Source organism: Pseudonocardia sp. ZF1 (genome assembly GCF_056835605.1).
In genome coordinates, this window is sequence record NZ_JAJNBY010000001.1 from 3,774,123 (window position 1) to 3,797,554 (window position 23,432).

A 23,432-nucleotide genomic window follows, 5' to 3' on the forward strand; every position below is an offset into this window, starting at 1 on the left:
TCCACCCGGCGGAGTCCTGTCCGGTCAACTCCGGCGTGCGCCGCCCCGGACCCACTCGAGCGCGGCGTGCCCGGCCGGGGTGAGGGCGACGGTCAGCTCCCGTACCGCGGTGTCGGACAGCGGGAACCGCGCCCCCTCCCGGGTGGACGCCCACACCGACGCGGCCAGATCCGCCGGGCCGGCCATCTTCACCAGCAGCGGCACCACCCGCCGGTACTCCGAACGCACCAGCGCGTCGAGCGCGGTCGCGGCGACCGACACGTCGAAGTCCAGGTCCCCCGGGTCGGTGGAGTCGGCGAGGTCCAGGCTTCGCCGCTCCGCGATGATCCCGAGCAGGACCGGGTGCAGGCGCGGGTGGTCGCCCAGCACGCGGTCGGGGTCGACGTCCCACTCCCCCGGCACGCCCAGGTCGAGGGCGCGGGCGCAGAATTCGCGGTGGAACATGTTCAGCGCGAGCAGCCGCAGGACCAGCTCGCCACGCTCGTACTCGGTGCCGGCGGCGGCCAGGCCGGCGCGGGTGAGGATCGACCAGGCCCAGGCCGCCCACTCCGGCTCGGAGCCGTCGTAGCAGAGGTCGAAGACGCTCGTCGCGAGCTCGTGGAGGTCCCCGAGGACCTCGGCGGCGTCGGGGGGTTCGTACAGGTCGTCCCACATGTCGGTCATCACCGCCGGTTCTACACGCGTGCCGCGGTTGGCCCGGCGGCCACGGGGTACCACCGGCGCAGCACTCCCACTTCCGCGGCGGACCGGGCGGCGCGGGCGTGTCGGCGTCGGCTGCTCGAAACCGTCGGTTCCGACAGGCAGGATGGCCCCATGACGACCACCGAGTCCGCCCCGACCTCGCGACCGTCCGGTCTCGACCTCAACTGGGTCGACCCGGACGTCCGCCCCCAGGACGACCTGTTCGCCCACGTGAACGGCCGGTGGCTGGCGACCCACGAGATCCCCGATGACCGCTCGCAGGACGGCGCGTTCCGCGTCCTGCGCGACCGGGCCGAGGACCAGGTCCACGAGATCGTCGAGGAGTGCGCGTCCTCGGCGGAGCCCGGCACCGAGGCCCGCAAGGTCGGCGACCTGTACCGCTCCTTCATGGACGTCGAGCGGGCCGAGGAGCTCGGGACCGCGCCACTGCGCCCGCTGCTCGACGAGATCTACGCCGCGACCGACCGGGCGGCGCTGGCCGGCGTGCTCGGCCGGCGCCAGCGCGAGGGCCGTGCCGCGCTGTTCGGCGAGTTCATCGCGACCGACCTCAAGGACTCCTCCCGCTACCTGGTGAACCTCAACCAGGCCGGGCTGGGACTGCCCGACGAGTCGTACTACGGCGACGAGGGCGACCCGGAGATCCGCACGAAGTACGTCGAACACCTCCAGCGTCTCGCCGAGCTGGTCGGGCTGGCCGAGCCGGAGCGCGTCGCCGAGCAGGTCATGGACCTGGAGACCGCGCTCGCCGACGCGTCGTGGGACCGGGTCCTCAACCGGGACGCCGAGAAGACCTACACCCTGATGACCCGCGACGAGCTCCGCGCCGCCGCCCCGGGCTTCGACTGGGCCGAGTGGGAGTCCGCGCTGGGGGTGCCCGCGCACGCCTACGACGAGGTCATCGTCCGCCAGCCGAGCTTCGTCACCGCGGCCGGTGAGCTGTGGGCCGGGCGCCCGCTGGAGCAGTGGCAGGCGTGGCTGGCGCTGACCGTCGCCGGGTCGTGCGCGGAGTTCCTGTCCGCCGACCTGGTCGAGGCCGACTTCGACTTCTTCGGCCGCACCCTGTCCGGCACCCCGGAGCTGCGCGAGCGGTGGAAGCGTGGGGTGTCACTGGTGGAGGGCGCGCTCGGCGAGGCCGTCGCGAAGATCTACGTCGAGCGGCACTTCCCGCCGCACGCCAAGGAGCGCATCACCGAGCTGGTCGACAACATCGTCGAGGCCTACCGCCGGTCGATCTCCACCCTGGACTGGATGAGCCCGGCGACCCGGCAGCGGGCGCAGGACAAGCTCGGCAAGTTCACCCCGAAGGTCGGCTACCCGGAGAAGTGGAAGGACTACTCCGACCTGCAGATCGACCCGGCCGACCTGCTCGGCAACGCGGGCCGGGCCGCGGAGTGGCGCCACGACTTCGAGTACGCCAAGCTCGGCGGCCCCGTCGACCACGACGAGTGGCTGATGACCCCGCAGACGGTCAACGCCTACTACCACCCGCGGCTCAACGAGATCGTGTTCCCGGCCGCGATCCTGCAGCCGCCGTTCTTCGACCCCGACGCCGACGACGCCGCGAACTACGGCGGCATCGGCGCAGTCATCGGCCACGAGATCGGCCACGGCTTCGACGACCAGGGTTCCCGCTACGACGGCGACGGCAACCTCACCGACTGGTGGGAGGCCGCCGACCGGACCGAGTTCGAGTCCCGCGCGAAGATGCTGATCGACCAGTACGACGGCCTGTCCCCGGCCGGCCTGCCCGACCACAAGGTCAACGGCTCACTGACGGTCGGCGAGAACATCGGCGACCTGGGCGGCCTGACGATCTCACTGAAGGCCTACGGCATCGCGCACGAGGGCTCCGAGCCGCCGGTGATCGACGGCCTGACCGGCGAGCAGCGGGTGCTGTTCGGCTGGGCGCAGGTGTGGCGGGCGGTGACCCGCGACGCCGAGGCGATCCGGCGGCTCACCACCGACCCGCACTCGCCGCCGGACCTGCGGTGCAACGCGGTCGTCACGAACCTCGACACGTTCCACGAGGCGTTCGGGGTGACCGAGGACGACGGGCTCTACACCGACCCGGACCGGCGCGTCCGGATCTGGTGAGGCGTTCCCCCGCGCCGGGTTGACCGGCCGGCGCGGGGGTATCCGGTCCCATGACGCAGAAGTTCGCCAAGGGAACGTGGGTCGCGTGGAACTGGGGCAACGGCACCCCGACCGGCAAGGTCGTGGACCACTCCACCGACCGCATCGAGAAGACCATCGACGGGTCGAAGCAGTCCCGCAACGGGACCGAGGACAACCCGGCCTACGTGCTCGAGCAGGAGGACGGCCAGACCGTCCTCAAGCTCCACTCGGAACTGAAGAAGGCGTGACCCGCCGGCGGCGGCGCCGCACCACCAGGTAGACCACGACGAGCAGGGCCAGGAAGGGCACGCCCGCCTGTGCCGCCGTCGCGAACTGGGTGGTGAACGGCGTCGTCGCCAGCACCGCGGCGACGAACAGCATCGCCGCGACGGTCGTGTACGGGGCGCCCCACAGCCGTACCGGGGACTCCTGCCCCGCGCCGGACCGGCGGAACGCCAGGTGCGCGGCGAAGATCAGCAGCCAGGTCACCAGCGCCCCGAACAGGGCCAGCCCGACGAGCAGCGGGAAGGCGGTGGCCTCGGCGAACACCGAGACCAGCGAGGCGAGCGCCAGGCCGACGGCGGACAGCGCGAGCGCCCGCTGCGGGGCGCCGTGCCGGTTGACCCGGGCGAGCGAACGGGGCGCGTAGCCGTCGCGGGCCAGCGAGTAGGTCATGCGCGCGGTCACGTAGAGGTTCGTGTTCATCGCCGACAGCGCCGCGGTCAGCACCACGACGTTCATCACCGCGGCCGCCGCGGGCACCCCGGCCAGGGCGAACAGGCGGACGAACGGCGACTCGGTGACGTCGTCGCCGGTCGTCACGGTGTTCCACGGCAGCAGGGTCACCACCACCAGCATCGCCCCGACGTAGAAGACCGCGAGGCGCACCACGGTGCGCCGGGCCGCACGCGGGATGTCGCGGACCGGGTCCGAGGACTCGGCCGCGGTGACGGCGACGGCCTCGGTGCCGAGGAACGAGAAAGTCACCACGGTCAGGGCGAGCCAGATCGCGCCGAGGCCGTTCGGGGCGAACCCGCCGTGCGCGGTGAGCGCGCCGAGGCCCACGGGTTGCTGCCCGGGCAGCCCGAACACGATCGCGACGAGGCCGACGACGATGAACGCCACGATCGTCACGACCTTGATCATCGCGAACCAGTACTCGGTCTCGCCGAAGAAACGGACCGCGCCCGCGTTGACCGCGAGCATCACCACCGAGAACCCGACGACCGGGATCCACAGCGGCAGGTCGGGATACCAGAACGTCAGGTAGAGCCCGGCCGCGACGACCTCGCTGCCGATGTTCACGACCTGCGCCGCCCAGTACATCCAGCGCTGCACGAACCCGGCACCGTGCCCGAGGTAGCGCTGGGTGATGGGCCCGAATCCCCCGGCCTCGGGGTGGCGCACCACCATCTCGCCCAACGCGTAGGCCAGGACCAGCGCGACGACGGCGGCGACGACGTAGGCGACGATCACCGCCGGCCCGGCGATGGAGATGGCGAGCCCGGAGCCGAGGAACAGCCCGGTGCCGATCGCGCCGCCCACGGCGATCATGCCGATCTGGCGTCCGTCGAGTTCACGGCGCAGGCCGTCCATGGTGCTCCCCGTGCGGTACCGCTCCCCCGGCCCGGGTCACGGGCGGGGCGCGCCGGCGCCGGTCCCGGCCGGTGGGCCGGAACGGTGCGGGGCGCAACGGGCGGTGATCCTCGCACGCGCCCGGCGGTGTCAGTCCCGGGGGCCGTCCGGCGGCGCCTCGACCAGCGCCCGCCGGAACCAGGTCACGTCGCGCCACGCCCCGTGCTTCCAGCCGACACCGCGGAACGTCCCGACCTCGCTGAACCCCAGGGCGCGGTGCAGCGCGGCGCTCGCCTCGTTCGGCACGGTCATCCCGGCCACGGCGACGACCATGCCGCGCGCGACGAGTTCGGCGAACAGCGCCTCGTACAGCGCCCGGCCCAGCCCCCGCCCCTGCGCCGACGGGGCCAGGTAGACCGAGACCTCGCAGGTCCACGCGTAGGCCTCGCGGGACTTCCACGGCCCGCCGTAGGCGTAGCCGAGCACCTCACCGCCGGGGCCGACGGCGACCAGCCAGGCGTGCCGTTCGCGGGCGGCGGCGATCCGCTCGGCCATCTCCACCGGGCCCGGCGGCTCGGCCTCGAAGCTGATCGCGGTGTCCCGGACGTAGGGGGCGTAGACGGCGGCGCAGGCGTCGGCGTCCTCGGCGGTCGCCGGGCGGATGACGGGTCGGTTCGGCACGGTTCACAGCGAATCACGGTGCAGCGGTCGCCCGGGCGGGTGAGGATCGTCGTGTGCTCCTGTCGATCGTGCTCGGACTGCTCTTCGGCCTCGCCGGCACCTCGACATCGGGGGTGACGGTCGCGTTGCCGTTGCTCGCCGACGGGCTCGGCGTCGACACCGCGGTCGCGACCTGGATGGTGAGCGGGTACGCGGTCGCGCTGGCCGTCGCCACGCCGGTGCACGGACGGCTCGCCGACGCCGTCGGCATCCGGGTGCCGCTGTGTGTCGGGGTGGGCCTGCTCGGGCTGGGAGCGCTCGCCGCGGCGGCCGCGCCGAGCTTCGGCCTGCTGATGGCGGCCCGGATCGTGCAGGGGCTGGGCGCGGCCTCGGTCCCGGTGCTCGCCTCGGCGCTGCTGTCGGCCAGGACCCCGCCGGAACGACGCGGCGGCGTGCTCGGGCGGCTGGCCGGGATCTCGGCCGCGTTGTCCGCGCTCGGCCCGCTGATCGGCGGGGCGCTGACGACGGTGGGCGGCTGGCGGGCCGCGGTCGCGCTGCCGGTGCTGGCGCTGCTCGCGGTCCCCTACCTGTGGCGGCACTCGGTGGTCCGCGGCGACGGCGCCCGGGTGGACCTGGTGGGTGCGGTGATCGTCGCGACGGCGGTGACCGGGCTGGTGCTGCTGGTGCAGTCGCCCAGCGCGGGTGCGGTCGCGGCCGTCGCCGGCGGGGTGCTGCTCGCGGTCGGCGTCCCGGCGACGGCGCTGTGGGTGCGGGCCCGGCCCGACGGGTTCCTGCCGCGCGGGGTGGTCGGCAACGCGACGGTGGTGCGCAGCTCGCTGTGCGCCTCGGCGGTGCCGGCCAGCTGGTTCGCCCTGCTGCTGGGCATCCCGCTGGAGCTCGCCGAGCGCGGCTGGAGCCCACTGGCCACCGGGCTGGTGCTGGTGCCGTCGGCGGTGGTGGCGTTGGCGTGCCCGGCGGCGTCGGCGTTCCTGCAGGCCCGGATCGGGCCGCGGCAGACCCTGACGTGCGCCTGCGCGACGACCGTCGTCGGGCTGGTCGTGGCCGTGGCCGGGGTGGCGAGCCACCTGCCGTGGGTGCTGGCGCTCGCGCCGATGCTGGTGACGCTGGCGTTCGGCACCGGGCAGCCCGCGATGATCGCCGCCGTCGGCACGGCGGTGCCGCAGGACCGGCGCAGCGGCGCGATCGGGGTGGCGACGCTGTGCTTCCTCACCGGCGCCGGGATCGGGGCGGCGGTGATCGGCGGGTTCGCCGCCGTCGTCGGGCTGAGCGCGGCACTCGCGCTGCTGCTGGTGCTGCCCGTCGCCGGGACCGCGGTACAGATGCTCGCGGGGCGCCGGTCCGGAACGGCGTGATCCTCCAGCCGCGCCCCGGTGACGGCCGGTGGTCGCCGGGCCGGTCGTCGCCGGCCGAGCCGCTCAGCGGCCCGCCCGGACCGAGCGCCGTACCTCGTCGGTGTAGCGCAGGCGCAGCGCCGCGGTCCGGGCGGTCCCGACCAGCCGCGGGTCGGTGCCGGGGGTCTCCCGGGCCACGACGTCGTCGAGCCACACCCGGAAACAGCCGTGCAGCCCGCGGACCAGGCCGTCGAGCAGGCACGACGCCGGGTCGAGCGGGTCCAGCACGGTCGAGACCGCCCGGTGGCCCTCCTCGGGATGCGGTGGCTGCTCCGGGCACACGATGAACCAGCCCTGGCGGGCCAGGACGGCCTCCTGGAGCAGGTCGAGGACCACCACCTCCTCACCGACCCCGGCCAGGGTGCACAGCACGTGCCGGGCCACCGGGAGGTCCTCGTGCCCGATCGCCTCGGCGAGCGCGACGACGTCGGGCACCGTGTGCCCGACCCGCTCCGCGACGAGCACGGCCGAGGCCCGCAGCCAGCGCAGGGTCGCGACGGCGGCCGCGTTCGGCTCGACCGACGTCACGATCGCGGGCGGGCCGAGCGGGTCGTCGTGCAGCAGCGCGTGCGCGACGAGGAGCTGCTCGGCCGGGGCGTCGCTCCGGGGGTGGACGACGGCCTGGGCGGAGCGTCCGGTGAGGACGCCGTCGTCGGCGTCGAGGACGGCGTCGGTCTCGGCGCGGACGTCGGCGACGACGGCGTCGCGGAACGCCCGCCCCGGTGCCCGCGCCACGATCCGGCCCAGCAGGTGCGCGGTCTCGGCACAGCCGTCCTCCATGACGCGCAGGAGGTCCCCCACCGGCTGGTTCGGGTGCCGCACGGCCGCGGCGAGCGCCGCCGGGTCGAGCTCGTGGGCGGCCTGGTCGGCGTAGGTGGCCCACAGGTGCGTCGACAGGGCGCTCAGCGCCTTCGCGGTGCGGCGGGCCAGGGAGTGGTCGAGGGCCTTCGGGACGCGGGCGGCCCGGCAGGCGACGGCGCCGTCGCCGGTGGGCCAGCAGGCGACGATCGTCGAGGCGACCGGGTCGTGGGCGTAGGTGGTCATGCGGCTTGGACGAGGCCCGGGCCGCGGCGGTTCCGCCGGGTCCGCGGCCGGGTACCGATGGCCGCGCCCGACCGCCGGGTCACCGTCCCGGCCGGTACACCAGCCGTCGCAGCAGTTGCTCGGCCGGGCCCGTACGACCGGCCCGTTCGAGTGCGACGGCGACAGCGACGGTCACCGTCCACACCCCGACCGCGTAGACGGCCATCCCGGCGCTACCCAGCAGCCCACCCACCCCGAGCCCCCAGGCCGCGAGGACCGGCGCGCACAGCACGGACTGTCCCAGATAGCCGGTCATCGACCGCCTGCCGAGCGCGGTCACCGCCGACGCGACCCGCCCCGGTGGCCGCCCCTCGAGCCGGGCGGCGAGCAGACCGAACACCGCGACGTAACCGATCCCGCACACCAACCCGGTGACCATCTGTACGGCGGTGAACGCCCAGACGACCGTGCCGAGCTCCGGCAGCACGCCGACGTGGGCGAGCGCGTGCGGCAGCCCGCCGAGCCAGCCGACCGCGACCCCCACGACGGCCGCCGGCCACAGCAGCCGCCGGTGCTCGGCCGGCCGTTCCAGCACCCTGCGCCGGGCGGCCCAGACCCCGAGGAGCATCGCAACCGGTACCGCGATCCCGAACAGTCCCTGGCCGAGCACGATGAACGGCCACAGCAGCATCCGGTCCAGCGCCGCCGTGAGCGGGTCGGTGGCCGAGGCGCTCGCGGTCACGAAGGCGGGGAGCCCTCCGCCCTGCACCGGCACTCCCTCGACGACGACCGCCCAGGCACCGTAGAGCGAGAACGCGGCGAACGCCGTGAGGACGACAGTGCCCAGCGCCGACCACACCAGCAGGGTCCGGTCGGAACGTCGCAGGAGCAGCCAGGTCAGCACCAGCCCGCACAGGCCGTACGCGCCCAGGACGTCGCCACCCCACAGCAGCAGGGCGTGCACGAGACCGAACGCGATCAGCCACAGGTTGCGGCGGCGGAGCACCGCGAAGGCCCGGGCGTCCGGCACCCCGGCCTCGGCCTGCCGCCGACGGATCACCGCGAGGCCGTACCCGAACAGGAACGCGAACATCGGGTACACCCGCATGTCCACGCCGATGATCAGCGCGGCCTGCACGACCCGGTCGACGGGCGAACCGTCGACCGGGTGGAAACCGGCCTCGGAGTGGGCCCGTCCGTACAGGTAGAACGGTGTGTTCGCGAGCGCGATGAGCAACAGCATCGCCCCGCGGGCGAGGTCCGGCGCCGGTGCGCGCTCCGCCGTCCCGAGCGGGCCGACCGGCTGCGGGCCAGGTTGCCCGGCCGTCACGACATCCTCACGCGGACCATCGCACCGCGTGACGTACCGGACAGGCAAGTGGAATCAGGCAGTGGGCCGTCCGGTCAGTGGTTCCCGACCACCCGCTCCGGCACGACGAGCACCGCGGCCCGCCGCTGCTCGGCCATCACCCGGTCGTACTCGGCCCAGTCGTCGTGGGTCCCACCGCACGCGACGAACACGTCCCGGAGGAGCTGCGGTACGTCGACGCCGTCCCGCGGGTCGTCCGGCCCGAAGATCTCGGAGCTGCCCTCGACGGCCACCCAGCGCCACCCGGCCCGCCAGTGCAGCGACGTCGCGGGTCGCGCACGCAACGCCGTCAGCTTGACGGGGCCGTAGGTGACGTAGGCGGCCACCGGGGCGCCGGTGACGGGGTGGTCGAGCACACCGGCGTTGACCAGCGAGGTGTGCGGGCGGCCGTCGGCGCGTACGACCGCCACGGTGCACAGCCCGGAGTCCTCGGCGACGATCCGCCGTACCGCGTCCAGATCCATGCGGCCAGTGTGGCGGGTCAGCGCCAGCCGAGCTTCTTGGTGCAGGCCGGCCAGGCCTTCCAGCCCTGCTCGTCCTGCACCTTCTTCGCGATCTCGATCTGCTGGGCCTTGGTGGCCTGCTCCGCGCTCGGCGCGTACTGGCGGCCGCCGAACTCCTTCCAGGTCGACGGCGTGAACTGCAGGCCGCCCTTGAAGCCGTTGCCGGTGTCGGCGTCCCAGTTGCCGGTGCTCTCGCAGTGCGCGAGCTTCTCCCAGGTGGCCGAGCGCTCGACGGACGGGGCCGACGGGGCCGACGAGGTCGACTCGGCCGCCGAGGCGGTCCCGGCGACGCCCAGCGGGGCGGCCGCCATCGCAGCGAACGCGCTGATCCGGGCGACCTGGCGGCCGGTCTCGGTGGGTTTGCGGTGTCGTCCAGCCATGGTCGTTCCTCTACCTCGGGGAGCAGGTACCGCCCGGGCCGGAGTGCGGGGAGGACCCGGAGCGGCCGACACCGTAACCACGCCGAGACCATCGGTCACAACCCGTGACACCCGCCCACCGCGGAGTACGCGACGAGTGGTCGCCTGCCCGCGTTCACCGACGGATGGGGTAACGCATACCGCTCGCGCCGTCCGCCGATCAGGCTCCGCAGGTCGGCGCGGGGACCGGTTCTCCGGTCGCGGGAACCGGCACACGGCGGCCCAGCACGGCCGCGACGACGGCCAGCAGCGCGACGACGCCGCCGTACACCAGCGCCGTGGGGCGCAGCTCCCCCAGCGTCGCGGCGACGCCCGCGACCATCGCCGGCACCGAGAACGCCAGGTAGGCCAGTGTGTAGAGGGCGGCGAACAGCTCGCCGCGCTCGTGCGGGGCCGCGAGCGTGGACATCGTCCCGAACGTGGCGTAGGCGGCCGCACCGAATCCGAGCCCGGCGACGACCGCACCGACGGCGGCGAGCGCGAGCAGCCCCGTCGACACCCCGGCCAGGGTGACGACGGTGCCGGCGGCCAGCAGCCCGGCCGCCGGGACGAGCAGCGTCGACGGCACCCGCCCGCGCAGCGCGAACGCCGTCACCGCGCCGGTCCCGACGAGCGCGACGACGGTGAGCCCGCCGACCAGGTGGTCGTGCACCCCGAACACCTGCGCGACGACCGAGCCCCCGAGCGACAGGTAGAGCCCGCCGAGCGCCCAGCTGGCCAGCAGGATCGGCACGATCGCGACGAAGCCGGCCCGCACCCGTGGCGGCACCCCGACCCGCGGCCGCAGCGACCCGAGCGCCCCGGGCCGACGGTCGATCGTCTCCGGGATCAGCGCGACCAGCACGGCGGCCAGGACCAGGCCGGCGACCAGCAGCGCCCAGACCAGGCGGGTCGGGGCGGGCGCGTACTCGACGAGCAGGCCGCAGCCGAGCGCACCGAGCGCCAGCCCGGCGAGCGGAGCGGTCCCGTTGATCGCACCCGCCCGGTCCGGCCGGTCACCGCGGGCGGCGAGGTCGACCAGCGTCGCGGGCAGCGTCGCCGTCGCCGCACCGGTCGCGACGCCCTGGACGACGCGCGCGCCGAGCAGCCAGCCGACGCCGTCGGACAGCAGGAACAGCACCAGGGACACGACCTCCAGCGCGATCGCACCGAGCAGCACCGGCTTGCGTCCGATGTGGTCGGACAGCGACCCGGCCACGAGCAGGGCGGCGATCAGCGCGAGGACGTAGACCGCGAACACCGTGGTCAGCGTGAACTCGGTGAACGCGAACCGCTCCTGGTAGACGACGTAGAGCGGGGACGGCGCGGACGACGCGGCGAGGAACCAGACGAACGTCGCTGCGACGACGGCGAACGCCACCGGCGGGGACAGGCGGGGCACGGTGCTCCTCGGGTCGGACGGCCTACTGAGCATCGGCAACGACCGGCCCGGGGCCCGCATTCCCACGCCGCTGCGTGGCCGGCCACCCCCACCCCGCCCGGGCTGCTCCCAGGGTCACCCTCGTAGCCCTCTAAGCCACGAAAGTGCCCCTGGGGGCAACCCCGGGGTGAGGGCGCACCGGGTCAGGCCAGGGCGGCGCGCAGGGCTGCTCCCGCCTCGTCGAGCAGGGCGCGGCTGTCGTCGACCGCGGCACCGAACTGCAGAAACCCGTGGATCATGCCCGGCGACTCGCGCAGCTCCGTCTTCACGCCCGCGACGTTCAGCGCCGCGGCGTAGGCGGCGCCCTGGTCACGGAGCGGGTCGAACTCGGCGGTGACGACCAGCGCGGGCGGCAGCCCGGACAGGTCGGTGGTGCGGGCCGGGGACATGCGCGGGTCCAGGGCGTCCTGCTCGCCGGTGAGGTAGTGGCCCATGAACCACTCCATCCAGGCGACGGTCAGCAGCGGGCCCTGGGCGTTCTCGGTCATCGACGGGCTCTGGTCGGCGGCGTCGACGGCCGGGTAGACCAGCAGCTGGAACCGCAGGGCGGGGCCGTGGTCGCGGGCGTGCTGGGCGACGACGGCCGACAGGTTCCCGCCCGCGGAGTCGCCACCGACGGCGATGCGGGACGGGTCGCCGTCGAACTCCGCGGCGTGGGCGTGCACCCACTCCAGGGCGGCGACGGCGTCGTCGACGGCGGCCGGGAACCGGTGCTCGGGGGCGAGCCGGTAGTCGACCGCGACGACGACGGCGCCGGACCGGTTGGCCAGCGACCGGCAGACCGGGTCGTGGCTGTCGAGGTCGCCGATCACCCAGCCGCCGCCGTGGTAGAAGACCAGGACCGGGAACGGGCCGGTGCCCTCGGGCCTGTAGATGCGCACCGGTACGTCGCCGGCGCGGTCGTCGCGGACCGCCGCGACCGGCTCGGGCGGACCGGACACCGCGGCCATCTCCCGGATCATCGCGCGGTTCTGCGCGACGGTCATGGTCTCCGGCGGCGCCCCGCCCTGCTCGGCCATGAGGTTCAGGAGGGCTTCCACCTGCGGGTGCAGCGGCACGGTCGGTGCTCCTTCGACGTCGTCGTCCTGCGGGGCGGTGGGCCCCACCGGATCATCCTGCACCCGCCGGTCCCCCGACGGCACGGACCACGACCGCGGCCGCGGCGAGCAGTGCCGCCAGCGCCGGGACGACGGCCGGCAGGTGCGCCAGCGCCAGCCCGCCGGCGACGGCGCCGAGCACGATCGCCGCGAGCTGGCGCAGCGCGGGCCACCGCCGCCCGTCGCCGGTGGCCAGGTCGGACACGGCGCCGGTCAGCGTGCCGGTCATGTACGTCGTGGACTGTCCGAGCAGCTGCGCGACGCTGCTCTGCCCGCCCATCGCCAGTGCGGCGCCGGCGAGCAGCGGGAGCGTCGCGCCCGGGGCGAGCGGCCAGGCCACCGCGAGCACGACGAGCACCACCAGCTCGGCGACGAGCGGGACCGACACCGCCGTCGGCCACCGGCGTCGCAGCAGCGACCACAGCGCGACGCCGACGACGAACCCGGCCACCGCGACCGCAGGCGGCAGCAGCCGGGCCGGCTCGGCGACGGCGAGGGCGTACCCGGCCGTCACGAGGTTGCCGGTGACGACACCGGCGAACGCGCCGCCCAGTGCGACCACGGCCCAGACGTCCACCACCCCGGCGCACGCGGCCAGCAATGCGAGGACCACCGCACGGTTCACCGCGTGATCCTCCCGCGGCGGCGGCGCCGGTGGCACGCTGGGCGGGTGCAGCTGCGTGCGACCTCCACCCCGGCGGGCCTGCTCCGTGTGCGCTACGAGGTCACCGCCGACGGCCGGGCCGTCACCGGGTGGAGCGCGCGGGCCTGGCACTCCCACCGGGACCTCGTCATCGACGGACACCCCTACGCGCTGCGGTCGGAGGGGATCGCCCGGTTCGCGCTGGAGGGCGACATCCGGGCGCACATCCAGCGATCGGTCGACCACCCGGACGGGCCGCTCTCCCGCCCGCGGTGGACCGTCGAGCTCGGCGACCTGACCTACCGGCTCACCGGTTCCGGGATCGGGCGCCGCTTCGCCCTGCTCACCACGGCCGACGCGGTCAACGAGGCCGGGCGGGTGTGGCGGACCGGCGGACTACGGCCGTCCTACGGTGCGGACCTCCCCGACGCCCTGCCCCTGCCGGTCGGGGTGTTCGTGCTCTGGGCGGCGATGGCTATCTGGCGGGCCACGGTCACCGCGGCCGCGACGGCGGTGCGCTGAGCCGGCCCCGGACACCACGCCCCCGGACACACGACGGCCCCGGACGTCGTGGTGGGGACGCCCGGGGCCGGTGGTCGTGCGGGTGCTGCTCAGACCTCGCCGCGGTAGCCGGCGGCCTGCGCCTGCCACATCCAGCGGGCCTCCTCCAGCGCGCGGCCCAGCTCGATGAGCAGGTCCTCGGTGAGCGGGTCGGCCTTGCCGGCCTGCTCGATGCGCGGACGCAGCCGGTCGACGGCGGCGTCGACGGTCGCCGAGATGGTGAGCACGGTGTCGGAGTCGGACACGTAGCCCGCCGGGTACTCGGGCAGCCCGGTGTCGCGGCCGACGGTCCGCGCGCGACCGTCGGGGGCGACACCGATCGTCGCCGCCCGCTCGGCGACCGAGTCGCCGTGCTCGCGGGCCAGGTCGACGAGCTCGTCGAGGTGCAGGTGGATGTCGCGGAACTGCCTGCCGACGAGGTTCCAGTGCGCCTGCTTCGCGACCAGGGACAGGTCGACGAGGTCGACGAGGGTCTCCTGCAGCACGCGGCCGGTGATGTCGGTGGCGCCGCTGTCGAGCGGGCTGGTGATCGGGGTGGCCATGGTGCCCACCGCTCCTTCCGATGTCGGTTCGGGACGTACCGGGAGTGCCCCGCCCCCGGGACGCCCACACCCGTTCGTGATCCGTCCGACACCCGGTGAGGCGCGCCTGACCTGGGGAAAGCCGAGCCTACGAGCGCGCCGCGTGGGTCACGAGGACCGGGATCGGGGAGTCCAGGATGATCCGCTGCGCGGTGCTGCCGGTGAGCAGCTTGCCGACCGGGCTGCGCCGCCTCACCCCGACCACGAGCAGCTGCGCGTCCTCCTGCGCGGCCAGGTCGAGGATCGCCTCGGCGGGGTCGCCGCCGTCGTCGACGACGCGCACCGCGGTGGTCGGGTCGCCCTCGGCGCGCAGCCCGGCGAGCCGCGACCCGATGGTCACCTCGAGCGAGGCGTGGTCGTGGGTCCCGGTGCCGTCGGCGTCGAACAGCTCCTGGCGGCCGGTGGCCAGCACCGTCAGCGGGGCGCCCCGCAGCCGGGACTCGCGGACCGCCAGGTCCAGGGCGGCGTCGCCCTCGGGCGTCGGGCCGTAGGCCACACAGATCGTCATGTCGCTCCCCATCAGGCGTTCGCGGACGGGACGGAGACTAACCACGCCGAACGGACATACCGGAGAAAAGTTCGTTGTGGTCACAGAGATCGTAGAGTTTCCGATCCGGACCATGGAGGACGGAGCGGACGTGTGCCAACGTCTGCCCCCATGCCACGACGGCAGGTCATCGCAGCCCTGGGAATCGTCCTCGTCGCCGCACTCGCGGTGACCGCCTTCGCCGACGCCGCCCGGTCCGGGGAGGGACAGGCGGCGCGCTCCAACCTCACCCTCATCGCCCCCGCGGCCGCCGGTGGCGGCTGGGACCTGGTCGCCCGCGAGGCGCAGCAGGCCATGCGCACCGGGAACATCGTGAACACCGTGCAGGTGGTCAACATCCCCGGTGCCGCCGGGACCATCGGCCTCAACCAGCTCGCCGGTCTCGCCGGCGAGGAGACCACCATGATGGTCACCGGCACCGTCATGCTCGGCGGGATCAGCCAGTCCGGCAGCGCGCTCAGCCTGCAGGACACGACGCCGATCGCCCGGCTCGCGGAGGACTTCGAGGTCGTCGCGGTCCCGGCCGAGTCACCGTTCCGCACGCTCGACGACATGCTCACCGCCTGGGCCGCGAACCCGGCCGCGCTACCGATCGGCGGCGGCTCGGCGGGCGGTATCGACCACATGGTCGCCGCCCAGCTCGCGCAGGCCCGCGACATCCCCGTCGAGCGGATGGTCTACACCCCGCACCCCGGCGGCGGCGAACTCACGCTGAGCCTGCTGTCGACCGCGGCCGGCACCGTCGGCGTCGGGATCTCCGGCTACAACGACTTCCGCGACCTGGTGGAGTCCGGGCAGCTGCGGGTGCTGGCCGTCGTCGCGCCCGAACGCCTGCAGGGCGTCGACGCCCCGACCATGGACGAGCTGGGCATGCCCGAGGTCGACCTCGTCAACTGGCGCGGGCTCGTCGCCCCCGCCGGGATCACCCCCGAGGTCCGCGCGGAGCTGGAGCAGATCGCCCGCGAGATGGTCGGGACCGAGTCCTGGGGCGAGGCCGTGACCCGCAACCGCTGGGTGCGCAGCGAGACCTACGGCGAGGACTACGACCGCTACCTGGTCTCCGAACAGGCCCGCATCGACGACCTTCTGAAGGAGCTGGGGCTGGCATGAGCGGCCGTCCTGCACACCTGTCCCGGGGCGCGCTCGTCGTGCCCGCGATCCTCGCCGCGCTGGGGGTCTTCCTGACCTACGGCACGCTGACCATGCGGGTCGTCGGCGACGGCGGCCTGTTCGGCCCGACCACCATGCCGTGGATCGTCGCGATCCTGTGCTACGTGGTCGCGGCGCTGCTGGCGTTCGACATCCTGCGGCCACGGCCGGAGTTCGACGCCCCGGCCCCGGCCGCGGCGGCCACCGGTGACGGCGACGTCGAGGGCGCCGCAGGCGGGGACGCGCCGGCCGACACCGGGGTGAACGCCCCGGCCGTGCTGACCGCGGTCGGCGGCGTGGCCGCGTTCATCGTCGTCCTGCCCTACCTGGGGTGGATCCTGTCCGCGACCGGGCTGTTCGTCACCGTCGCCGCCGCCCTGGGCAACCGGCGCTGGCCCGCGATGGCGCTCGGCGGGCTCGCCGTGTCCTCGGCGGTCCAGGTCGTGTTCAGCATGCTGCTCGGGATCTCGCTGCCCGCCGGCTTCGTCGGAGGGTTGTAGACCCGTGGAACAACTGACCAACCTGCTCGGCGGCTTCGCCGACGTCCTCAGCCCCTCCGCGCTGCTGTTCGTGTTCCTCGGTGCGCTGATGGGCACCGCGGTCGGGGTCCTGCCGGGTCTGGGCTCGGCGATGGCCGTGGCGCTGCTGCTCCCCCTCACCTTCGTCCTCGAGCCGACCAGTGCGCTGATCATGTTCACCGGCATCTACTTCGGTGGCCTGTTCGGTGACTCCATCGCCGGGTTCCTCATGAACACCCCCGGCAACTCGACCGCCATCGCCAGCACCTTCGAGGGGCATCGGATGGCGCTGCGCGGCAGGGCCGCCCAGGCGCTGGCCACCGGCGCGATCGGCGCGTTCATCGGCGGCATGGTCGCCTCGGCGCTGGTGGTGTTCTTCGCCCCGACCCTCGCCCGGCTCGCCACCGGGTTCGGCCCCGCCGAGTTCCTCGCACTCGCCGTGTTCGCCTTCGTCGCGATCTCCGCCGTCGTCGCCGACTCCGCGATCCGCGGCGTCGCCGCGCTCGCGATCGGCCTGACCCTGGCCCTGGTCGGGATCGACCAGCCGACCGGCACACCCCGGTTCTCCTTCGGCTTCTCCCCGCTGCTCGACGGCGTCTCGATCGTCGTGATCACGGTGTCGCTGCTGGCGCTGGGCGAGGTGTTCAGCCAGGCCGCGAAGGTCGGCCGGGCCGAGGAGACCAGCGCCGTCATGCCGACCGGCCGATGGTGGCTGTCGAAGGCCGAGTTCCGCCAGGCGCTGCCCGCGTGGCTGCGCGGCACCGCGATCGGCGTCCCGTTCGGTGTCATCCCCGCCGGTGGCGCCGAGGTGCCGACGTTCCTGGCCTACGGGACCGAGCGCAGGCTCGACCGGCGCAAGGCCGAGCCGACCTTCGGGAAGGGCGCCATCGAGGGCGTCGCGGCGCCGGAGGCCGCGGGCAACGCCACCGCGGGCACCGCGATGGGCGCGCTGCTCGCGCTCGGCCTGCCCACCTCCGCGACGGCGGCGATCCTGCTCGCCGCGTTCCAGCAGTACGGCCTGCAGCCGGGCCCGCTGCTGCTGGAGCGCTCCGGGGACATCGTGTGGGCACTGCTCGCCGGGTTCTTCCTGGCGATGATCGTGCTGCTGATCCTCAACCTGCCGTTCGCGCCGCTGTGGGCGCAGCTGCTGCGGGTCCCGAAGTCCTACCTGTACGCGGGCATCGCGGTGTTCGCCGCGTTCGGCGTGTACGCCTCCGGGGCGAGCCAGGTCGACCTGGTGATCATGCTGGTGGTGGGTGTGCTCGGGCTGGCGATGCGGCTCTACGACATCCCCGTCGCGCCGGTGCTGATCGCGGTGATCCTCGGGCCGCTGGCGGAGTACTCGCTGCGCGACGCGATGGGCAACTCCGACAACGACCCGGCGGTGCTGGTGTCGAGCCCGATCACCGTGGTGCTGTACCTGCTGCTGCTGGCCGGCCTGGTCTGGACGGCGTGGCGCCGGTTCGCCGAGAAGCGCGCCGCCGACGTGTGATCACCCCGCGGCGCGGGCCAGCTCCACGGCCCGCGCCAGCGTGGTGAGGCGCTCGTCGAGGGTCTCCCCCGCCGGGTAGAGCCGGACGGTGCCGACGCCGGCGGCGGCCCAGTCCCGCAACCGCGCGGCGACCCGTTCCTCGGTGCCGACCAGCGTCGTCCCCAGCACCATCTCGTCGGTCACCAGGGCCGCGGCGCCGGCCCGGTCCCCGCCCTGCCAGGCGGCGCGGACGGCGTCGGCCCGCTCGCCCCAGCCCTGGCGGCGGTAGGCGTCGAAGTAGAAGTTCCGCTCCGCGGTGCCCATCCCGCCGAGGCTGAACGCGATACCGGGGCGGCGGGCGTCGACCATCGCCGCCTGGTCGGCCTCGTCGGTGGCGAAGGCGACCTCGGCGCCCTGGCAGACCTCGATCGCGGACCGGTCCCGCCCGGCGGCGCGCAGACCGGTGTCGAGGTGGGCGAGGTAGGCGTCGGCACCCTCGGGGACGAAGCTCGTGCCCAGCCAGCCGTCGGCGACCCGCCCGGTGAGCTCCAGCATCCGCGGGGACAGCGCGGCGACGAACACCGGCAGGTCCGGCACCGGCGTGGTCGACAGCCGCATCGGGCGGCCCTGTCCGCCGGGCAGCGGGATCGCGACGGTCTCGCCGTCGTAGGCGATGCGCTCCCCCGCGCAGGCGGCCCGGACCACCTCGATCGTCTCGCGCAGCCGGGTGAGCGGGCGGGCGAACGGCACCCCGTGCAGGCCCTCGATGACCTGGGGGCCGGACGGGCCGAGCCCGAGCAGGAACCGTCCCTGCGACATGTCGTGCAGGGTCAGCGCGGCCTGGGCGATCGCGACCGGCGAGCGGGTGCCGACCTGGATCACCCCGGAACCGAGCCGCATGCGTCCGGTGCGGGCGGCGAGGTAGCCCAGCGCGGACGGCGCGTCGGACCCCCACGCCTCGGCGACCCAGCAGTCGTCGAGGCCCAGCTTCTCGGCCTCGACGACGAACTCGACGGTCTCGCGCCAGTCACCGCCGGAGGCCTCGACCGTCGTGGCGGTCCTCACCGGCCGTCCCGGACGAGCCCGACCGGGCCGTGTACGGGCACGTCCCCGGCGGCGAGCACCGCCGTCGCCATCGGCGCCAGCAGCGCGGCGAGCTCGGCGGTCCGTTCCGGGCCGAGTGCGCCCCACGGGCGGGCGGCGGCCCGGTCGGTGAGCCGTTCGATCTCGTCGTGCTCGTCGGCGCCGGCGGCGGTGAGCGCGCCGGTGGCGTCGACCCAGCCGCGGGCCCGCAGGTCCTCCGCGCCGGCCGCCCAGGCGTCCGGGTCGACGCCGCGGGCGGTGCGCAGCCACTCGCCGTCGGTCTCCCCGGCGGCGATCTTGAGGTGGTGCGCGGCGACCGGGCCGACACCCCGCGCGACCAGGACCGCGACGTGACCGTCCCCGCGGTGCTCGCGCAGCGTCGTCGTCGCCTGCCAGAGGGTCTCGAGGTCGCCGTCGGGGCGGGGCAGCGCGGCGTTCGCGGCGGCGAGGACGCGGCCGTCGACGTCGACCTCCCCGGCGGCGGCCCAGGCGAGCTCCGCGGCCCGGTGCAGCGCGGCCGGGTCGGCGGCCGGGCCGGCGCCGTCGAGCCCGGACCGGCGCAGCGCGGCGGCGGAACCGGCGAGCCGGGCCGCGAGCGCCCCGTCGGGGGACCCCGGCGACCAGACCCCGGGCAGCGCACGGGCGACCATCGACGGGTGGAAGCCGTGGAACGCGGCCGTCACCGGAGCCGCGCCCACCGGCCCCAGCGGGGCGGCGCGCATCGCGAAGTAGCCGCGCCAGAACCCGCGGAACCCGGCCGCCTCGGCGGCCGCCCGCGCCTCGGGGGCGAAGTACACGACGTCGTGGACCGGTTCGAGCTCGGCCCACAGCGCCCGCGCGGCCTGCACCGCGATGTCGGGGACGGTCACCACCGCACCGTAGTGCGGCGGTGACCGTCCCCGACAGGTCTCTCCCGCTCGGCGGTCAGGAGAGGTGGTGGCGCTCCTGCAGCGCGTAGACGGGGGTGTCGATGCCCGCCTCACGCGCCTTGAGCTGCAACGCCAGGTACAGCGAGTAGAACCGGCTCTGGTGCAGGTTGCCGCCGTGGAACCACAGGTTCTGCTGCTGGGTGGGCTTCCACATGTTGCGCTGCTCGCCCTCCCACGGACCGGGGTCCTTGGTCGTCTCCGAGCCCAGGCCCCACACCTTGCCCACCTTGTCCGCGACGTCCTGGCCGACGATGTCGGCGGCGAGGCCGTTCATCGACCGGTAGCCGGTCGCGAACACGACGAGGTCGGCGTCGAGCTCGGTGCCGTCGGCGAGCCGCACCCCCTTCTCGGTGAACTCCTGCATCTGCCCGCGGACCAGCTTCACCTTGCCGTCGGCGACGAGCTCGGCGGCACCGACGTCGATGTAGTAGCCCGAGCCTCGGCGCAGGTACTTCATGAACAGGCCGGAGTCGTCGTCGCCGAAGTCCAGCTCGAACCCGGCCTCCTCCAGCCGCCGGTAGTAGTCCGCGTCGACCTCGCGGGCCTTGTCGTAGGCGGGCTTCTGGAACGTGTGCATGATCCGGTACGGCAGCGACGCGAAGATCATGTCGGCGGTGTGGGTGTCGACGCCCGCCTTGACCGCGCGCTCGGAGTAGAGGTCCCCGAGGCCGTACTCCATCAGCGTGTCGGACTTGATGATGTGGGTGGACGAGCGCTGCACCATGGTGACGTCGGCGCCGACCTCCCACAGCGAACCGCAGATGTCGAACGCGGAGTTGTTCGACCCGATGACCACGACCTTCTTGCCCCGGTAGGCGTCCGGGCCGGGGTGCTGCGACGAGTGCTGCACCTCGCCCCGGAACTGCTCCCGGCCCGGGAAGTCGGGGATGTTCGGCTTGCCGGAGACGCCGAGCGCGATCACGAGCTGGCGCGGGCGCAGGGTGATCTGCTCGCCCGCCTTGTCGACGACGACGCTCCATCGGCCGGACGCCTCGTCGAACTCGGCGCTGCGCGCGGTGGTGGAGCCCCAGTAGTTCAGCTCCATGATCCGCGTGTAGAACTCCAGCCAGTCGCCGATCTTGTCCTTCGGCGCGAACACCGGCCAGTTGTCCGGGAACTTCAGGTACGGCAGGTGGTCGTACCAGACCGGGTCGTGCAGGGCGAGGCTCTTGTAGCGCTTGCGCCACGAGTCGCCGGGCCGCTCGTTGCGCTCGACGATGATCGTGTCGACGCCGAGCTGGCGCAGCCGGGCGCCCAGCGCGATACCGCCCTGGCCGCCGCCGATGATCACGACCTCGGGGTCGCGGGTGCGCCCCAGCTCGGCCAGCTCGGCCTCGCGGCGCTCCTTCCAGGTGACCCGGTCCGGGTTGGCGCCGTGTTCGGTGCCGAACGGCCGGTTCTCCCCGCGGGGCTCCTCGTGCCCCTTCAGCTCGTCGAGGGTGGTGAGGAACGTCCAGGCCTTCCCGTCGACGAGGCGGGCGTGCCCGGAGCCGCGCCCGACGGCGGTCTCGAAGGTGAACCACACGTCGGTGACACCGCCGGCCTCGGTCGGCTCCGCAGAGATCTCCCAGTGCGACGGGTCGGTCCCGTCGAGGGTGTTCTCGAGCAGGTCGCGGACGCCGTCGTGATGCTCGACGGTCTTCAGGTTCCAGGTGAACGCGACCAGGTCGCGCCAGTAGCTCTCGTCGGCGAACAGCGCGACGGCGCGGTCGATGTCGCGGGCGGACAGGGCGTCGGCGAAGGCGGTGAGCCAACCCTCCGCGGTCGTGCGTGCGGCGGACTTCTCCTGCGTCGTGGTCACGGGCACCTCCTGCGAGCGGTTCGCCACGACCGGGGCGGCGCTCGCCGTCCTGCCGCGGTCGTCGGGGCAACGGAGGTGAGTGAACACCACCCGCGTGATCCACGACACCGGTTGCGGGGAGGTTGCAACTCCCCCTCACCGCGGTAGGACCGGGGGCCTCAGGCGAGGTCGGGCCGCAGCGGGCTCTTCTCCCCCGCCTCGACGGCCACGTCCAGGGTGTTCCCGGCGGGCGGCAGCGGGCAGGTGGCGTGGGCGGTGAACGCGCACGGCAGGTTCACCACCCGGTTCAGGTCCACCTCCAGCGTCCCGTCCGGCGCCGGGTCGTCGGTGCGCAGGATGCGGCCGCCGCCGTAGGTGGTGTCTCCGGAGGTGGCGTCGCGGAAGTGCAGCGACAGGCCGCCGTCCTTCCCGGCCAGCGCCACGAGCCGCTGCGGAGCACCGGCCCAGGTGAACGCGACCTCGCCGACCGCGGTCGGGAAGTGCTGCACCCCGGCGACGACGGCGTCGACCGTCACCGTCCGCGGCGCGTCGTAGGGCGTGAACACGGCGTCGACGACGGCGGCCGGGTCGTAGGGCCAGGCGGGTACCCCGGTGAACGCGGTCCGGGTGCGGGCCTGCGGGTCGCGCACGCGCAGCGCCCACGCGTCGGTGCGCCGCGCGATCTCGACCACCCGCTCCCCCACCGTGACCATCACGCCGGGGGCACCGTCGACGGGCCGGACGTGCGCGGTGCCGTCGAGCGGGCCGGTCGCGCCGGGCAGCACGATCCCGTCGTCCGCGACGGCGGTGACCGCGACCTCGTCGGGACCCGCGGCACGCCAGGTTCCGGGCAGCCCGGGGACGGCACCGTCACCGTCGTCGAGCCAGTGCAGCGCGGTCAGGGACAACCAGCCGTGCGGCTCGCGGAGGGTCTGCTCGCGCGCGGTGCGCCACGCGTCGTGGGCGGTGAGGGTGCTCGTCATATGGGGGCAACACCACAGCCGGGCGGAGGTGTTCCCCCGGGGCCGCGGCTCAGTGCACGCGGCGGCGGACCGACTCCGGGTCCGGGCGGGTCAGCGCGACCACCCCGCCGAGCGCGACGAGGACCCCGGCCAGCGCCGCCCCCTCCCAGCCGGGCCGGATCCGGTCGCCGAGCAGCGCGATCCCGACGAGACCGGGCACGACCACCTCGGTCACCGACAGCACCGCCGTCGCCGGGCCGACGGCGCCGTCCTGCAGGGCGCGGGCGAAGGCCAGCACCCCGAGCACCCCCATCGCGACGACGCCGTACACCAGCGGGTCGAGCAGCAGGTTGCCCGCGGTCTCCCATCGGAGCGGGCCGGGGTGGATCGCGCGGACGGCCAGCGCGGTCCCGCCGAAGCCCAGCCCGGCCAGCAGCGCCAGCAGCATCGGCCGTCCGGCCCGCCACACGAACGGGGCGGCGGCCAGGATCACCACGAACGACACCAGCAGGACCGGGGTGGCCACCGGGGGCAGCGCGTCCGGGCGGTCCGGCTCGGCGCTCGCGGCGACCACGACCAGCCCGGTCAGCACCGCGGCGACCGCCCACCGGTCGCGCCGGATGAGGTTCCACGGGTTCCAGCCGTGGTCGGCCAGCGTGGTCAGCGCGATCGCGCCCGCCAGGATCGACTGCACCGCGAAGACCGGCAGGTACCGCAGCGCGACGACGGTGAGCACCCAGGCCACGACGTCGGCGAGCAACCCGGCCAGGAACCACGGCTGCAGCCACACCGGGCGCCCGTACTTCGCCAGCCTGCTGCCGCGGGCCTCCCAGAGGGCGGCGACGGTGTTGCCGACCATCGCGGTCCCGGCGATCAGCAGGGCGAACAGTGTGGTCATGTCCGGGCCCATCCT

The 23,432-nt window shown here is 74.4% G+C and carries 24 protein-coding genes; 7 read left to right on the forward strand and 17 right to left on the reverse strand.

Annotated features, from left to right (window positions below; genetic code table 11):
- Positions 1–24 precede the first annotated feature (24 nt).
- On the reverse strand, positions 25–663 hold the full coding sequence (locus ZF1_RS18170; RefSeq protein WP_253067832.1) for a hypothetical protein: 639 nt from the start codon (positions 661–663) through the stop codon (positions 25–27).
- 150 nt (positions 664–813) lie between these two features.
- Between ZF1_RS18170 and ZF1_RS18175 the strand changes: the two genes are divergently transcribed.
- Entirely contained in the window at positions 814–2,796 is a 1,983-nt protein-coding gene (locus tag ZF1_RS18175; protein WP_482637872.1) for a M13 family metallopeptidase, read from the forward strand.
- A gap of 50 nt (positions 2,797–2,846) precedes the next feature.
- A complete protein-coding gene (locus ZF1_RS18180; RefSeq protein WP_062396049.1) occupies positions 2,847–3,065 on the forward strand; it encodes a hypervirulence associated TUDOR domain-containing protein in 219 nt (72 codons plus the stop codon).
- On the opposite strand, the gene ZF1_RS18185 is transcribed toward ZF1_RS18180, so the two are convergent.
- Both ZF1_RS18185 and ZF1_RS18190 read right to left on the reverse strand, forming a co-directional pair.
- Positions 3,034–4,413, reverse strand: coding sequence for an amino acid permease (locus ZF1_RS18185; protein ID WP_482637873.1), 1,380 nt, complete (start codon positions 4,411–4,413; stop codon positions 3,034–3,036). The genes ZF1_RS18180 and ZF1_RS18185 overlap by 32 nt on opposite strands.
- Positions 4,414–4,542: 129 nt before the next feature.
- Entirely contained in the window at positions 4,543–5,073 is a 531-nt protein-coding gene (locus ZF1_RS18190) for a GNAT family N-acetyltransferase (protein WP_100878103.1), read from the reverse strand.
- Positions 5,074–5,126: 53 nt separating this feature from the next.
- Here ZF1_RS18190 and ZF1_RS18195 point away from each other — a divergent pair, with 53 nt between their 5' ends.
- Positions 5,127–6,425: an MFS transporter gene (locus tag ZF1_RS18195; protein ID WP_482637874.1), complete on the forward strand. Its 1,299-nt coding sequence runs from the start codon at positions 5,127–5,129 to the stop codon at positions 6,423–6,425.
- A gap of 63 nt (positions 6,426–6,488) precedes the next feature.
- On the opposite strand, the gene ZF1_RS18200 is transcribed toward ZF1_RS18195, so the two are convergent.
- The 7 genes from ZF1_RS18200 to ZF1_RS18230 all read right to left on the reverse strand — a co-directional run bounded on the left by ZF1_RS18200 (position 6,489) and on the right by ZF1_RS18230 (position 12,920).
- Positions 6,489–7,508, reverse strand: coding sequence for a hypothetical protein (locus ZF1_RS18200; protein WP_253067829.1), 1,020 nt, complete (start codon positions 7,506–7,508; stop codon positions 6,489–6,491).
- 79 nt (positions 7,509–7,587) lie between these two features.
- Positions 7,588–8,817, reverse strand: a complete 1,230-nt coding sequence (locus tag ZF1_RS18205; protein WP_482637875.1) for a DUF418 domain-containing protein — start codon at positions 8,815–8,817, stop codon at positions 7,588–7,590.
- Positions 8,818–8,891: 74 nt separating this feature from the next.
- Positions 8,892–9,320, reverse strand: a complete 429-nt coding sequence (locus ZF1_RS18210) for a pyridoxamine 5'-phosphate oxidase family protein (RefSeq protein ID WP_073574233.1) — start codon at positions 9,318–9,320, stop codon at positions 8,892–8,894.
- A 17-nt stretch (positions 9,321–9,337) separates the two neighbouring features.
- A complete protein-coding gene (locus ZF1_RS18215; protein ID WP_100878118.1) occupies positions 9,338–9,739 on the reverse strand; it encodes a transglycosylase family protein in 402 nt (133 codons plus the stop codon).
- 199 nt (positions 9,740–9,938) lie between these two features.
- Complete coding sequence (locus ZF1_RS18220; RefSeq protein WP_482637876.1) at positions 9,939–11,159, reverse strand: MFS transporter; 1,221 nt, start codon at positions 11,157–11,159, stop codon at positions 9,939–9,941.
- A gap of 182 nt (positions 11,160–11,341) precedes the next feature.
- Positions 11,342–12,217, reverse strand: a complete 876-nt coding sequence (locus ZF1_RS18225) for an alpha/beta hydrolase (protein WP_482638721.1) — start codon at positions 12,215–12,217, stop codon at positions 11,342–11,344.
- Positions 12,218–12,308: 91 nt separating this feature from the next.
- On the reverse strand, positions 12,309–12,920 hold the full coding sequence (locus tag ZF1_RS18230; RefSeq protein ID WP_482637877.1) for a DUF1275 family protein: 612 nt from the start codon (positions 12,918–12,920) through the stop codon (positions 12,309–12,311).
- Between the two features lie 45 nt (positions 12,921–12,965).
- Here ZF1_RS18230 and ZF1_RS18235 point away from each other — a divergent pair, with 45 nt between their 5' ends.
- The gene (locus ZF1_RS18235) at positions 12,966–13,460 is read left to right on the forward strand and encodes a hypothetical protein (protein ID WP_161152389.1); all 495 of its coding nucleotides are present in this window, start codon (positions 12,966–12,968) and stop codon (positions 13,458–13,460) included.
- Positions 13,461–13,549: 89 nt separating this feature from the next.
- Here the strand turns inward: ZF1_RS18235 and ZF1_RS18240 are convergent, their stop codons facing one another.
- A complete protein-coding gene (locus ZF1_RS18240; RefSeq protein ID WP_482637878.1) occupies positions 13,550–14,041 on the reverse strand; it encodes a Dps family protein in 492 nt (163 codons plus the stop codon).
- Positions 14,042–14,168: 127 nt separating this feature from the next.
- On the reverse strand, positions 14,169–14,588 hold the full coding sequence (locus tag ZF1_RS18245; protein ID WP_073574428.1) for a universal stress protein: 420 nt from the start codon (positions 14,586–14,588) through the stop codon (positions 14,169–14,171).
- Between the two features lie 150 nt (positions 14,589–14,738).
- Between ZF1_RS18245 and ZF1_RS18250 the strand changes: the two genes are divergently transcribed.
- The 3 genes from ZF1_RS18250 to ZF1_RS18260 are packed head-to-tail and all read left to right on the forward strand — an operon-like array spanning position 14,739 to position 17,786.
- Positions 14,739–15,737, forward strand: coding sequence for a Bug family tripartite tricarboxylate transporter substrate binding protein (locus ZF1_RS18250; RefSeq protein WP_482637879.1), 999 nt, complete (start codon positions 14,739–14,741; stop codon positions 15,735–15,737).
- Entirely contained in the window at positions 15,734–16,276 is a 543-nt protein-coding gene (locus ZF1_RS18255) for a tripartite tricarboxylate transporter TctB family protein (RefSeq protein WP_482637880.1), read from the forward strand. Before ZF1_RS18250 ends, ZF1_RS18255 begins: the two co-directional genes overlap by 4 nt.
- 4 nt (positions 16,277–16,280) lie before the next feature.
- Positions 16,281–17,786: a tripartite tricarboxylate transporter permease gene (locus tag ZF1_RS18260; protein WP_253067823.1), complete on the forward strand. Its 1,506-nt coding sequence runs from the start codon at positions 16,281–16,283 to the stop codon at positions 17,784–17,786.
- Here the strand turns inward: ZF1_RS18260 and ZF1_RS18265 are convergent, their stop codons facing one another.
- From ZF1_RS18265 to ZF1_RS18285, 5 genes are all read right to left on the reverse strand, one after another.
- The gene (locus tag ZF1_RS18265) at positions 17,787–18,830 is read right to left on the reverse strand and encodes an LLM class flavin-dependent oxidoreductase (protein ID WP_482637881.1); all 1,044 of its coding nucleotides are present in this window, start codon (positions 18,828–18,830) and stop codon (positions 17,787–17,789) included.
- On the reverse strand, positions 18,827–19,717 hold the full coding sequence (locus ZF1_RS18270; RefSeq protein WP_312888924.1) for an SCO6745 family protein: 891 nt from the start codon (positions 19,715–19,717) through the stop codon (positions 18,827–18,829). The genes ZF1_RS18265 and ZF1_RS18270 overlap by 4 nt, the downstream gene beginning before the upstream one ends.
- Before the next feature lie 55 nt (positions 19,718–19,772).
- The gene (locus tag ZF1_RS18275) at positions 19,773–21,578 is read right to left on the reverse strand and encodes an NAD(P)/FAD-dependent oxidoreductase (RefSeq protein ID WP_179762361.1); all 1,806 of its coding nucleotides are present in this window, start codon (positions 21,576–21,578) and stop codon (positions 19,773–19,775) included.
- Positions 21,579–21,736: 158 nt separating this feature from the next.
- On the reverse strand, positions 21,737–22,540 hold the full coding sequence (locus tag ZF1_RS18280; RefSeq protein ID WP_337825917.1) for a DUF1684 domain-containing protein: 804 nt from the start codon (positions 22,538–22,540) through the stop codon (positions 21,737–21,739).
- A 49-nt stretch (positions 22,541–22,589) separates the two neighbouring features.
- On the reverse strand, positions 22,590–23,417 hold the full coding sequence (locus tag ZF1_RS18285) for a hypothetical protein (protein ID WP_482637882.1): 828 nt from the start codon (positions 23,415–23,417) through the stop codon (positions 22,590–22,592).
- Between the last annotated feature and the right edge of the window lie 15 nt (positions 23,418–23,432).

Excerpts from the sequence above, each read along its gene's own strand:
- ZF1_RS18170 (WP_253067832.1), bottom strand. The coding sequence starts at position 663 with ATGACCGACATGTGGGACGACCTGTACGAACCCCCCGACGCCGCCGAG.
- ZF1_RS18175 (WP_482637872.1), top strand. The coding sequence starts at position 814 with ATGACGACCACCGAGTCCGCCCCGACCTCGCGACCGTCCGGTCTCGAC.
- ZF1_RS18180 (WP_062396049.1), top strand. The coding sequence starts at position 2,847 with ATGACGCAGAAGTTCGCCAAGGGAACGTGGGTCGCGTGGAACTGGGGC.
- ZF1_RS18185 (WP_482637873.1), bottom strand. The coding sequence starts at position 4,413 with ATGGACGGCCTGCGCCGTGAACTCGACGGACGCCAGATCGGCATGATC.
- ZF1_RS18200 (WP_253067829.1), bottom strand. The coding sequence starts at position 7,508 with ATGACCACCTACGCCCACGACCCGGTCGCCTCGACGATCGTCGCCTGC.
- ZF1_RS18210 (WP_073574233.1), bottom strand. The coding sequence starts at position 9,320 with ATGGATCTGGACGCGGTACGGCGGATCGTCGCCGAGGACTCCGGGCTG.
- ZF1_RS18215 (WP_100878118.1), bottom strand. The coding sequence starts at position 9,739 with ATGGCTGGACGACACCGCAAACCCACCGAGACCGGCCGCCAGGTCGCC.
- ZF1_RS18225 (WP_482638721.1), bottom strand. The coding sequence starts at position 12,217 with ATGGCCGAGCAGGGCGGGGCGCCGCCGGAGACCATGACCGTCGCGCAG.
- ZF1_RS18240 (WP_482637878.1), bottom strand. The coding sequence starts at position 14,041 with ATGGCCACCCCGATCACCAGCCCGCTCGACAGCGGCGCCACCGACATC.
- ZF1_RS18245 (WP_073574428.1), bottom strand. The coding sequence starts at position 14,588 with ATGACGATCTGTGTGGCCTACGGCCCGACGCCCGAGGGCGACGCCGCC.
- ZF1_RS18250 (WP_482637879.1), top strand. The coding sequence starts at position 14,739 with ATGCCACGACGGCAGGTCATCGCAGCCCTGGGAATCGTCCTCGTCGCC.
- ZF1_RS18255 (WP_482637880.1), top strand. The coding sequence starts at position 15,734 with ATGAGCGGCCGTCCTGCACACCTGTCCCGGGGCGCGCTCGTCGTGCCC.
- ZF1_RS18280 (WP_337825917.1), bottom strand. The coding sequence starts at position 22,540 with ATGACGAGCACCCTCACCGCCCACGACGCGTGGCGCACCGCGCGCGAG.
- ZF1_RS18285 (WP_482637882.1), bottom strand. The coding sequence starts at position 23,417 with ATGACCACACTGTTCGCCCTGCTGATCGCCGGGACCGCGATGGTCGGC.